The organism is Ruegeria sp. CDSB013, from assembly GCF_059611165.1.
Genome location: NZ_JBXWPA010000014.1, coordinates 98,716 through 111,162 on the forward strand (window position 1 = coordinate 98,716; position 12,447 = coordinate 111,162).

General features: G+C 56.7%; 7 protein-coding genes. 3 read left to right on the plus strand and 4 right to left on the minus strand.

Annotated features, from left to right (window positions below; all coding sequences use genetic code 11):
* Window positions 1-57: 57 nt before the first annotated feature.
* On the minus strand, window positions 58-987 hold the full coding sequence (locus AC2FJF_RS20350; RefSeq protein ID WP_496726934.1) for an AEC family transporter: 930 nt from the start codon (window positions 985-987) through the stop codon (window positions 58-60).
* A 207-nt stretch (window positions 988-1,194) separates the two neighbouring features.
* On the opposite strand from AC2FJF_RS20350, the gene AC2FJF_RS20355 reads away from it, so the two are divergent.
* Complete coding sequence (locus AC2FJF_RS20355) at window positions 1,195-1,812, plus strand: TetR/AcrR family transcriptional regulator (protein WP_496697795.1); 618 nt, start codon at window positions 1,195-1,197, stop codon at window positions 1,810-1,812.
* Between the two features lie 70 nt (window positions 1,813-1,882).
* Here AC2FJF_RS20355 and AC2FJF_RS20360 read toward each other — a convergent pair whose 3' ends face one another.
* From AC2FJF_RS20360 to AC2FJF_RS20370, 3 genes are read right to left on the minus strand one after another with little or no spacing between them, the layout of a single operon-like run.
* Window positions 1,883-3,253 (minus strand): HlyD family type I secretion periplasmic adaptor subunit, encoded by a 1,371-nt coding sequence (locus tag AC2FJF_RS20360; RefSeq protein ID WP_496726935.1) that lies wholly within the window; start codon window positions 3,251-3,253, stop codon window positions 1,883-1,885.
* Window positions 3,250-5,007, minus strand: a complete 1,758-nt coding sequence (locus AC2FJF_RS20365) for a type I secretion system permease/ATPase (RefSeq protein ID WP_496726936.1) — start codon at window positions 5,005-5,007, stop codon at window positions 3,250-3,252. The genes AC2FJF_RS20360 and AC2FJF_RS20365 overlap by 4 nt, the downstream gene beginning before the upstream one ends.
* A gap of 59 nt (window positions 5,008-5,066) precedes the next feature.
* Window positions 5,067-9,314 (minus strand): beta strand repeat-containing protein, encoded by a 4,248-nt coding sequence (locus AC2FJF_RS20370; RefSeq protein ID WP_496726937.1) that lies wholly within the window; start codon window positions 9,312-9,314, stop codon window positions 5,067-5,069.
* 345 nt (window positions 9,315-9,659) lie between these two features.
* On the opposite strand from AC2FJF_RS20370, the gene AC2FJF_RS20375 reads away from it, so the two are divergent.
* Window positions 9,660-10,580, plus strand: coding sequence for a LysR family transcriptional regulator (locus tag AC2FJF_RS20375; protein WP_496726938.1), 921 nt, complete (start codon window positions 9,660-9,662; stop codon window positions 10,578-10,580).
* Between the two features lie 227 nt (window positions 10,581-10,807).
* Window positions 10,808-12,391 (plus strand): ABC transporter substrate-binding protein, encoded by a 1,584-nt coding sequence (locus AC2FJF_RS20380; RefSeq protein WP_282152074.1) that lies wholly within the window; start codon window positions 10,808-10,810, stop codon window positions 12,389-12,391.
* The last annotated feature ends 56 nt before the right edge of the window (window positions 12,392-12,447 follow it).

Here is a 12,447-nt window from a genome sequence, read left to right on the forward strand (position 1 = left end):
ACGCTCGATACGTAAAGGCTGAGCGGCTTTGATGTGCCATTTTTGACAAGGCCTAGATCAGGGCGTTCCAACCCAGGCGATGACCAATGGCACCGTCAGAATGCTGGCCGCTGTGGACAAAAGTATCGCAGCAGATGCACGGTGCGGCGCCACCCTGTAATGGGCGGCCAGCATATAGACGTTACCCGCCACCGGCAGTGCCGCGGCGGCGATGGCGACGGAAGCAGGAAACGCAGCCACGGGCAAAACCCAAAGCAACACAACGGCGACACAAGCAGGGTGGACAACCAATTTACAAAAGCTCAGCCAGCCTGCAATGTGAACGCGTTCCGCGGATTTGCTGGCCAGAGAAGCTCCGATCGCGAACAGGGCACCCGGCGTCGCGGCCCCGCCCAGAATTGTCAGGAAATCATTCAATGGGACAGGAACGGGGATCTGCAAGGCGGACCAAAGCATTCCTGCCGAGATTGAAACGATCATCGGATTCTTGATCAAACCGATCCCGATCAGTCGGAAGGTTGCAGGCGTCAACCGCCCGTCGCGCCCGCCATTTATCAGAATGACGATCAGGGATGAAAACACCACAAGATCTACCGTCAAAACCAGCATAACCGGGCCAATCGCGGCTTCGGTAAACAGCAGCGCCAGCATGGGCAGGCCCAGAAAACCGACATTGCCGATGGCGGCACATTGAGCCTCGACCGCGGCGGTCGGGATATCAAGCCCACGTATCCATGCGACAACCGTCGCCAAGACGTACACAGCGGCGGTTCCGATCAGGTATCCAACGACTAGCCTTGCATTGAAAATATCCGCAAAGGGCAGGGTGGCGGCAAAGCGAAACAGCATGGCCGACAGCGCAAAATAGAAAACGAATTTCGTCAGGTACGCCGTTGCTTCTTCAGAAAAAAATCGACTGCGCCCGGCCCAGTACCCCAAGCCGATGATCGCAAAAAAGGGCAGTGTGCGCAGAAAGATATCGACCATGTGCAACGTGGTAGCACGTAACACACAGGCTGCAAGATGTGACGGGCCAGTTATAGGGTTTTGGGGACGCGCGTTGTAAAATAACTTAACTGGTCAATCGAAAACCTAACGTCATCTGTGTTGCCAGATGCCTGCTAATTGTGCGATTTGTTGTATCTGAACTGAACGGTTTATACATTTGTCACCCAATCGACCGAAGGAGAGTACATGACCGAAGCAGCCGTCATTCTGCGAACAGGCCGAAAATTTGATCAGGTCCTGCGCGGAGCCCGAGAGGTTTTCATGGCGGATGGTTTCGAAGGTGCAAGCGTCGACGACATCGCGCGCGCTGCGGGGGTGTCGAAGGCGACGCTCTACAGTTATTTCCCGGACAAACGCCTGCTGTTCATGGAAGTGGCGCAGGTCGAGTGCAGGCGAATGGCCGAAAACGTCGTGGCGATGGTCGACGACTGCAAGCCAGCGCGCGAAGTTCTGACTATCGCGGCGACGGAACTGACGACTTTTTTAGTCTCGGACTTCTCGCAACAGATGTTCCGCATCTGCATCGCCGAGCGTGACCGGTTCCCCGAGCTGGGCCAAACATTTTATGAGGCCGGGCCGCAGAACGGTCAGCGCCAGATGGTCGAGTATCTGGAAAAGGCAGTCAACAAGGGTGAGCTCGCCATCGACAACCTGCAATTGGCAGCCGAACAGTTCAGTGAACTATGCAAGGTTCGGATTTGGACCCGCGCTGCCATCGGTGTTCAAAAGAGCTTTTCCAAAGCAGAGTTGGATGCAATTGCGACGCAGGCCGTTGATATGTTCATGGCGCGATACGGCGTCTAACCTGCTGCATTTAATCACAAGAAAGATGTGAACGACCCGCACCCGGCAAGCCGGATGCGGGCAAAACAAGTCACTCGATAAAAGTCTTGGCCAGCCGGTCACTGATTGGCTGTGACAGATAGCTGATTACTGCGCGCTCGCCGGTTTTCACGAACAGATCTGCGGGCATTCCTGGCAACAGATCCAGTGCGGCGACTTCGATGGGTTGATCGGGATCCAGTTTCACCCGGGCTTTGTAATAAGGCTCGCCGGTGCGGTCGTCCTCCAGCGCGTCGGCTGAGATGTCAAAAATCCGGCCACTGGCTTCGGGCACATCGGTCTGCGTAAAGGCAGACAGGCGAATGCGCGTTGCCTGACCGATCTGCAGCTTGTCGATATCGGCGGTTTTGATCCGCGCTTCGACGATCAGGGCCTGATTGGCGGGAACAATATCCATGATAGACTCTCCGGGGCGAATGACGCCGCCGGTTGTCGATACTGCCAGATTGACGACCCGCCCGCTGGCAGGGGCCAGGACCTGTGTTCGTTTCAACCGTTCCGATGCCCCTGAATATTGTGACCGGATCAGATCAAGCTGAGCATCCACAACCGCAAGCTCTCCTGCGATCACCTCATCGCGCAACTTTTGTTGGCTGAGCAGGGACAACTGCAACTCTTGCACCTGATCCTGTGCCTGCGCGATCTGGGTGCGCAACGACGCATCGACACCACCCAGACGTTCCATTTCGATCTGGCGCGCGCTGACCCGTGTGACTGCCACAAGTCCTTTGTCTAGCAAGGATTTCAGATTGGACAGTTCAATCTGAGTGATGTCGATCTGGTTTTGGGTCGAGAGGCGTTGTGCGTTCAGGCCGGCGATCTGATTGCGCAGCCCCTGAATGCGTTGCGCGTTGATTTGAGCCTCGGTCCGGCGCGCGCGGGCTTCGGCGTCAAATAGTTGTTTCTGCGTCAGGTAGGGCGACAACCAATGCAGCCGCTGCATTCCATCGCTGAACCCGGCCAAGGCGGTTGGTTCGTCAAACCTGTCCGTGCCGTTGATCTGCGCCAGCAAGCGGGCGCGTCGGACCGACAATTCGCCCAATTGGCTGCCCAGGATACTCAGATCTACATCGATATCCGAGCTATCAAGTCGCACAAGGGGCTGACCTGCCTGAACAAATTCACCGTCCGTGACAAGGATCGAGTCAATGATGCCACCATCCAGATGTTCGACCGTCTTGCGGTTCCCCTCCACCACAAATGATGCTGGCGCGACGACCGCCCCGTCCAGTTTCGAGGCGAAAGCCCAATAGGCGCTGCCGCCCATGAAGGCCATCAGGGTAAACAATCCAAACAGGACATAGCGTTTGATCTCAGAGGTCTCGGTTGTGATGTCCAAGACTTGCACATCGTGGGCAGCAAGTGCGTTCTGAGATTGTGAGCGTTTCATCAACTGGGTCATTGGGCAACTCCGCTGATCTGAGTTTCATTGGCAGGGGCCGCGTCGGGTTTTTTCGCCGCGGATTGGGTAGGGTTGTCCAGAACGTTCCGGCGATTGACCTTCAGAACGTCCTCTTTGTCTCCGAACTGAGATTGGGCGCCGTTTCGCAGGACCATCACCTTGTTGGCGGCCTGCAGTGTTGCCGGACGATGGGTCATGACGATGGCAATTGCACCGCGGGCCCGCGCCGACATGATCGCATCGCGCAGGGCCTGTTCACCTTCGGCATCCAGGTCCGAATTTGGCTCGTCCAAAATCAACACAAACGGATCGCCATAAAGCGCCCGGGCCAGTGCCAGCCGCTGACGTTGACCACCTGACAAAAAGAACCCCCGACCGATGCGCGTTTCATATCCATCGGGAAGGGCGCTGATCATTTCGTGCACACCGGCCTCGCGGGCGGCACGCAGCACTTCGGCATCATCTATGGCGACAGAGAAGCGCCCGATGTTTTCGCGGATCGTGCCGTCGAACAGCGCTACATCCTGTGGAAGATAGCCAATCTGCTTGCCCAGATCCTCGTGGTTCCATTTGGACATCGGGCTTCCATCCAGCAAGACTTCGCCCCGCTGCGGGTGCCAGATACCGGCCATCATCTTGCCCAGAGTGGTCTTGCCCGAGCCGCTATGCCCGATCACCGCCAGCACGTCTCCGGGCACAAGACCAAAGTCGATCTGGCGGAGCGAGGCGTTGACGGCGCGCGGGGGCCCTGCCTGCGCAATCTTGACGTCCAGAGATTTGAACGCGCGCGGCAGGTGCAGATTGGGTGGGGCTTCGGCAAACTCTTCAGTCAGTTTTGCCAGCTTGGAATACGATCCGCGCGCGGCCAGAAAGCTGCGCCATTGACCGATCAATTGGTCAATTGGAGCCAGTGCACGGGCCAGCACGATGGTTGCCGCGATCATGACGCCAGCGGTGGATTCTCCGGTGATGGCCAGTGCCGCGCCAAGTCCCAGAATGGCCGACTGCAAACCCATCCGAACGGTCTTGGACACGACAGAAAAGCTGGCAACCCGGTCAGCGGCGCGGGTTTTGTGCAGATGGGCTTCAGCCTGAAGCGACGTCCAACGCCGCACCAAATCGGATTTCATGCCAAGTGCCTGAACCAGCTCGGCGTTCTTGTCACTGGTGCCGAACAACGCATCGGAACGACCGCGTGCTTGCGAAGCCGACCGCATCGGCTCCCGGGCGCGCGAGTTGTTGATCAGAGCCATGATCGTCAGCATGACGGCCCCGGCCAGACCAAGCAGACCCAGATAGGGGTGAAGGGCATAAAGGACCAACAGATAGAGCGGGATCCACGGCGCGTCGAAAAACGCGGTCAGCGTGGTTCCCGAGATGAATTCACGAAAGCCGTTCACGTCTTCGACAAGGTTTTCGCCAGCCTCGGCTTCGCCATGGACACGGCGGCGCATCGCCGCACCGAGGACCGGCGCGCCAACGTTCAGCTCAAAGCGGGCGGCCAGACGTCCCAAAATGCGCATCCGCATCAGGTCAAGGCAGGCGACGACAACAAAAACACCAGCCAGCAATGCAGACAGCGCGATCAAAGTGTCGACATTCTGACTGGTCAGGACCCGGTCATAGACCTGCAGCATATAAAGCGGACCAGCCAGCATCAGCAGGTTCAGAAACAAGCTGAAGAAGGCAACTGCGACAAAACCCTTGCGCAACGACCCCCAGGCGATTTTTACGGGATTGGTTTGCTGGGACATCAGGGAACCCTTTCCGGTTTGACAAACGGGGCGACCTGGGCCGCCCCGCTGTTGATTGGTTAAACGATGAAGTCGTTTTCGGTCAGGTCAGCGGCATCGACACCGGTCAGACGGATCGAGCCTGCGTCGCCAAAGCTGATGACGGCGTCGTCACCATCCTGAACGGTACTCGGACCGCCGTCGAAGTCAGAGCCCAGATCTCCGATCTGAATTCTGTCCACGCCCGTTTCAAAGTCCAGGATGGTATCGTCACCAAAGGTGCCCTGGAACAGGAAGGTGTCAGCGCCTTCGCCGCCAATCAGGACGTCATTGCCGCCCTCACCGTTTAGCAAGTCGTCGCCATCCGCGCCGTTCAGAACGTTCTCCAGATCGCTGCCGACGATTACGTCACCATCATTGGAGCCGATGACATTCTCGATCGAGACCAGCACGTCGGTTTCAACCTGATTGTCGATCACGTCCAGCCCGACAACACCGGTGCCACCTGTATCCACGTTACCCAGCGTCGCGCCCGCATCCACCAACGTGTCCTGCACAACCGGGCCGTTTTCTCCCGCTGGCGCATTGTGCAGATGGATTGCCGAGAGGACACCGGAGTTCGGCGTGGCAAGGTCGGCTTCGTTCAGGCCCACTACGCTCAGCTCGCTCGAGTAGGTGACTTCGCCGGTTGCAAGGTTCTGAGTGATGACGACGGTTGCGTTGCCGGAGGCCTCGCTGTCCGATGTCGGCCCAGGCTCTTGCGCCGCGTCCAGACCGCCGCTCAGCGTGACGGTGCGGATCCCGTTCTCGGTCACGTCGCCGTCGACCAGAAGCTGCCCGCGAATTTCCCCACCAGGGAAGTCGGCGGTGTGGATGTTGTAGTACAGGTTGCCCAGAACGGCCTCTTCTACAAACCAACCTCCATCCGGGATATTCGCCCCGAACTGGTCCGGTGCCACAACAGCAGCATCCACGATCGAGACATTAAAGCCGGTATCACGTGTGGCCGTGCCGTTGCCGTTGGCATCCAGACGAACTTCGACTGCGACATCCAGGTCCGAGAAGTCGGCTGTATCGATGCCTTCTCCACCGTCGATGAAGTCATTGCCCAGACCACCGGTCAGCACATTGTCTGCATCGCCTGCGATCAAAACATCATCACCTGCGCCACCGTTGATGTCACCGTTGGTGGTGCCCAGATCGACAAAGATGTCATCGCCATCGCCCAGCAGGACGTTGCCGTTGATCACACCTTCGTCGTCGTTGACGATGGTAACGTCACCAGCATCCGATGCATCGATCGCGTTGACCGTGCCGCGGATTTCGCCTTCGTTCAGGATCGCACCCAGAAGGTTGAGACCCCCATCGATACGGATACCAGCTGCGGCGTCCGACTGCTCGGACCCGGCAATGAGACCTTCATTGATGACAACCCCGGCAAAGGAGGCGTCTTCCTGACCCGTGAACAGGCGCAGACCATCGCCGACTTGATTACCCTCGGTGACATCGCCGTTACCCTGGAAGATTCCTTGGTTTACGATGGTTGCCGAGACGATATCACCATCAACATCACCGGTTTGCAGCGATACGGCAGAACCGTTGGCGCCATCATTGACGCTGACCGTACCAGTGTTGGTGAAGCTATAGTTGTCAGCGGTTCCATCGGCATAAACTGCGCCGTTGCGCTGATTGCCCGCACCGACAATCTGGCCTTCGTTGATGACCTCAAGACCTTCGCCATCGATGTTCAGCGCACGGCTTTCCGAAGCGACAATACCTGAGTTCACGAACGAACCACCTGAGTGGTCACCGGTGCCAAAGTATACACCGTTCTGGATGCCGGTAATGAAGCCTTGATTTTCCAGCGCACCTTGGAAATTCACGCCATTGACGACACGAAGGCCAGCAACTGTGCCGTTGGCACCGCTGGAGGAGACGTTTCCGGTGTTTAGAATGGTCGCATCAGTGGTGCCGGTGTTGCCGACATTGCCGATACGAATGCCATCACCGGCAAGCGACGTAGCCGCACCAGCGTTTCCGCGCCCAGTGATCTCACCGGAGTTTTCCAGCGTGAAGGTGTTAGCACCGTCTGCCGCACCCCCGATTTCCACACCAAACCCGGAACCCTGGTTGTCTTCACCAGCGTCAATCCGACCAGAGTTGATAACCGAGAAATCATCGGCAGTGCCATCGGCATAGACCGTCCCATTGCGCTGATCCCCGGTACCGAAAATGAACCCAGAGTTCTCAACGGTCAGGCCGATGCCATCAATGTTTAAAGCGCGACTGCCAGAAGACACGTTGCTCCCGTTGATGAACGAACCACCTGTGTGATCGCCATTGCCAAAGTAGACACCGTTGCGCACACCGGAGATGCCGCCGAGGTTAATAAATTCACCCTGAAAGTTCACTCCGTCTACAACACGGACGCCAGCGACGGTGCCGTTGTTCCCTTCTGACGAAATGATGGTGATATTGCCGATCGACCCGTCGACGGTACCGGTGTTGCCAACGTTACCGATGCGAATGCCGTCACCGGCCAGCGACGAGGCTGCATCAGCGTTTCCGCGCCCAGTGATAACGCCGGCATTACCTAGCATAAAGGTGTTTGCACCGTCTTCTGCGCCACCGACTTCAACTCCGATGCCTGAACCCTGATTGCCCTCACCTGCGTCAATCAGACCGGAGTTCTGTACAGAGAAGTCATCCGCGGTTCCGTCAGCATAAACCGTCCCGTTGCGCTGATCGCTGGTGCCGAGGATCTCACCCTGGTTGGAAACCTCAAGACCGATACCATCAATGTTGAGTGCACGGCTGTCAGATGACACAACACCGCCTGCTTCGTTCACAAAGCTACCACCTGTGTGATCCGCGTTGCCAAAGTAGACACCATTTTGAACACCCGAGATCGTGCCCGAGTTGGTGAATTCACCCTGAAAACCGACACCATCTACAAAGCGCACACCGGCTACAGTGCCATTGGCACCTTCCGAGCTCACCTCGCCGCGGTTGGTAATGTTCACCTCAGCAACACCTTCATTGCCGGGGTTGCCGATGCGAATACCGTCGCCCGCCTGGCCTGTGCCTGCCGCGCCGTTGCCGCGACCCTGGATAACGCCGTCGTTTTCCAGCGAGAATGTGTTGGCGCCGTCGGCGGCCCCACCAATTTCTGCAGCGAAACCTGAACCTTGGTTGTGCTCGCCTGCGTCAATCGTTCCGTTGGCCAGACTGCGAACCGAGAAATCATCCGCAGTGCCATCGGCATAAACAGTACCGTTGCGTTGGTCGCCAGTGCCCAGAATGTCACCGCCGTTGATCAGGTTGACACCCGAGCCGTCGATGTTCACTGCGCGGCTGCCGGATTGGATGGTGCCAAAGTTCAGCACGTCCAGGTCGTGTTCGCCTTCGCCGATATACAGACCATTGCGCGGACCTTCGATCACACCGGTCGAGGTGTTCAGGATCTCACCTTCGGCATTTACGCCATCGGCGATGCGGATACCGGCGGCTGTGCCCTGGTTGCTTTCGGTCGAGATCAGGCCGCTGTTGATGATTTCGGTTTCCAGCGTGGCGCCTTCGGCACCGTCATCAATGCGGATGCCGTCCCCGGCCAGCCCGGTATTGGCCGCACCTTGGCCACGGCCCTGAATCGTAGCACCAAAGCCGTTGAAGATGTCAGTTTCCACACGGTCGCCGACCTCGTCGCCGATTTGCAACGAGATACCAGCGCCCTGGTTGCCTTCGCCGGCGTCAATCGTGCCGCCCACAAAGTTCGAGATCGAAATGTCTTCGGCGGTGCTGTTGGTATAGATCGTACCATTGCGCTGATTGCCGGTGCCGATGATGTCGTCAAAGTTGCGCACATCGATGCCTTGGCCCTGAATGTCTACTGCACGGCTATCCGAACTGATCACACCGCCGCGGAAGTTATCCAGACCGCCAGAGCTTTGAGCGCCCGCAAACTGCACACCGTTGAACTCGCCCGCAATCTCACCAAAGTTGCGAACGCTTGCGCTGCCGGTGACCTGAACGCCTGTGGCCAATGCGTCAGGGCCGTTGTTCGCTTCAATCAAGCCCGAGCGGAAGTTGAATACGTCAACATCCTGCCCCTGCGCCTGAACAGCGGCGACGGCGTTGTTGGTGATGATCTCGCCAAAGTTCAGCAGGCGCGAGAAGTCATTTGCCAGAACAAAGGCTGGAGTGTCGTCGACGACGGTACTTTGAAAGAAGTTATTGAAAAGGGTTTGGCCGGCACGGTTGGTCTCTTGGGCTATGGTAGACGTGGTCAAGAGCTGAGCGCGCAGGCTTGTCAGCATTTGGGACAGCATGGGGTACTCCGTCAAAAATTGTTACGTTTGGCGGTCCGCCCGGTGTTTCGGACATTCCACGTAGCAAAGGGGTAGACGGCACCCCGTGTAAGCTGAAATTCATCGTGCAAATCGGTTGTATAACCAATGCTAATAATCACGGTTTTCGTGAGCGTCTGGGAAGTTCAACTTATATAAATCAACACGTTACGTCACAATTGTCCCGCATGACGTTCTATTCGAATGCGCTGGTTAACAGTTTTGTCAGCGAAATTGATCTGTATTTCATGCACCTTGCCCCGCTTTACGTTAGAGAAGGGAACGGTCCAGTGCCGTCTTTTGTATGACCGCAGAGAGATTGGGCGGATGAATTTCAGAGATTTGGAATACGTGCTTGCCATCGCGAAGCATGGCCAGTTCAGCCAGGCGGCGGTTGCGTGCAACGTTTCGCAACCTGCTCTGTCGAACCAGATCAAGAAGCTGGAACAGGAACTGGGTGTTGAACTGTTCCTGCGGCTGAACAACGAAGTGCGGCCAACCGCGTTTGGTCAGAGCATCCTGAGTGTCGCTGAATCCATTCTGGCAGATGCGCAAAAGATCCGCGATTCCGCCACCCAATTTCGCGACCCCGAGGCCGTTGCATATCGGATTGGCATGACGCCAACGCTTGCACCGTACCTGACGCAGTATTTTTCAGAGATGTTCAGCAATATTTTTCCGCGTATGCGCGTGACAATGATTGAGGATCTTCCACAGAACATGTTGCAGATGGTTGAAGACCATCAGCTGGACATGGCGCTGGTGGCTCAGGTCAACAACAGTGACGCTTTGGCTTTCACGTCGATTTGGTCCGAACCCCTGTTTCTGGCCATGCGCGAGGGGCATCCGCTGTGTATGCTGACCTCAATAGCACCTGAGGACGTTCCCTCGCATGACTTTATCCGGCTTCCTCACAGTTTCGGCTATGAGCTTGAGGACCGTTTGCCCAAAGCTGATCCTGCGATCCGGGTCGCAAAGCGGTTTGATCTGAGCGCGCTGAGGTTTGAAACGATCTGTCGGCACATCTGTCATTCTGATGATTGTACAATTGTGTCGGCCCTGGCTGCCGAGCAATTCAAGCGGGACAAATGGCCCTTGTGTTTTGTTCCGTTTGAGGGCCCGGGAAACCTACGCAACCTTGGGGCCGCGACCCGCCCGGGATGCCCCAGAAGCCCCGTGCTGAACCGTGTCGGTGCATATATTCAGGACCGGCCACCGGTTGGTGTGACCCCAACATTCTCGCAATAAATACCCGTCGATCCTTTTGATCATGCAACGCAATGATGCAGGGCAGTCTTTCGGCCGCTTCCTTTGCATTTGGTCAAGCTGTGCAAGAGCTATCAAAGTGAGTTGACAATGGATTTTGTATTTTGGATACATTGGGCACAAATTTCGTGGCGATGAGAGTCGTCTGGAATTGCTTGGACAACAAAAGCAACGCGAAAGCCGATTGAAAATTTTTCTGGGAGACAATCATGAAACTTAAATTTTTAGCTGCAACAGCGGCAATTGCCCTGTCCAGCGCGGCCGCGCAGGCCAACACGCTGGTTTATTGTTCAGAAGGTTCACCCGAAGGATTTGACCCGGCGCTTTTTACGGCCGGAACTACCTTTGACGCCTCATCGCACCCGATCTACAACCGCCTGCTGGAATTCGAAACCGGCACAACCAACGTTATCCCCGGTCTGGCCGAAAGCGTCGAAGCCAGTGATGATGGCCTGGAGTACACGTTCAAGCTGCGTCAGGGCGTGAAGTTCCATTCGAATGACGAGTTCACACCGACCCGCGATTTCAACGCGGATGACGTGATCTTCTCGTTCATGCGCCAAAAGGATGACAGCCATCCCTATAATCAGGTGTCAGGCGGTACGTGGGAATACTTCAAGGGTATGGGAATGCCCGATCTGGTCGAGTCCATTGAAAAGGTCGACGACTACACCGTCAAATTTACTCTGACCAAGCCTGAGGCGCCGTTTGTTGCCAACATGGCGATGGATTTCGCTTCGATACTGTCTGCAGAATATGCAGATGCGATGATGGAAGCCGGAACACCTGAAAAGCTGAACACCGCACCCATCGGCACCGGCCCGTTCTCGTTCTTGGCTTATCAAAAGGACGCCGTAATCCGGTACGCCCAGAATGCCGACTACTGGAAAGACCCGGCGGATGTTGAAAATCTGATCTTTGCGATCACTCCGGACGCATCCGTGCGCTATCAGAAGCTGAAGGCAGGCGAATGTCACATCATGCCGTATCCGAACCCGGCTGACATTCAGGCAATGCAGGATGATGCCGACATCAACATGTTGGAGCAGGAAGGCCTCAACGTTGGCTACCTGGCCTATAACACCACAATGGCGCCCTTCGACAACCCGAACGTCCGCAAGGCGTTGAACATGGCAATCGACAAGAACGCGATCATCGACGTGGTGTTCCAGGGCTCGGGCCAAGTTGCAAAGAACCCGATCCCGCCGACCATGTGGGGCTATAACGACGCGATCACCGACGATGCCTATGATCCAGAAGCGGCCAAGGCAATGCTGGAAGCCGAAGGTGTTTCCGACCTGTCGATGAAGGTATGGGCAATGCCGGTACAGCGTCCGTACAACCCGAATGCGCGCCGTATGGCTGAACTGATCCAGGCGGATTTCGCGAAGGTTGGCGTGGACGTCGAGATCGTGTCTTACGAATGGGGTGAGTACCTGTCGCGTTCGAAAGATCTGGACCGTGACGGTGCCGTTCTGCTGGGTTGGACCGGTGACAATGGCGACCCAGACAACTTCCTGGCGGTCCTACTGGGTTGTGACGGTCGCGAAGCGTCGAACCGAGCACAATGGTGCCATGAGCCGTTCGAAGATCTGATCCTGAAGGCCAAACAGTCCACGGATCAGGCTGAACGCACCAAGCTGTATGAAGATGCCCAGGTCATCTTCAAAGAGCAGGCCCCGTGGGCAACCATTGCGCACTCGGTCGTGTATATGCCGATGAGCAATAAGGTTCAGGGCTATAAAGTGCACCCGCTGGGCGGCCACATCTTCTACGGTGTGAGCGTCGAATAAACCACCACTCAACGACCGGAGCTGCCCAATTGGCGGCTCCGGTTTTCTTTATTGGG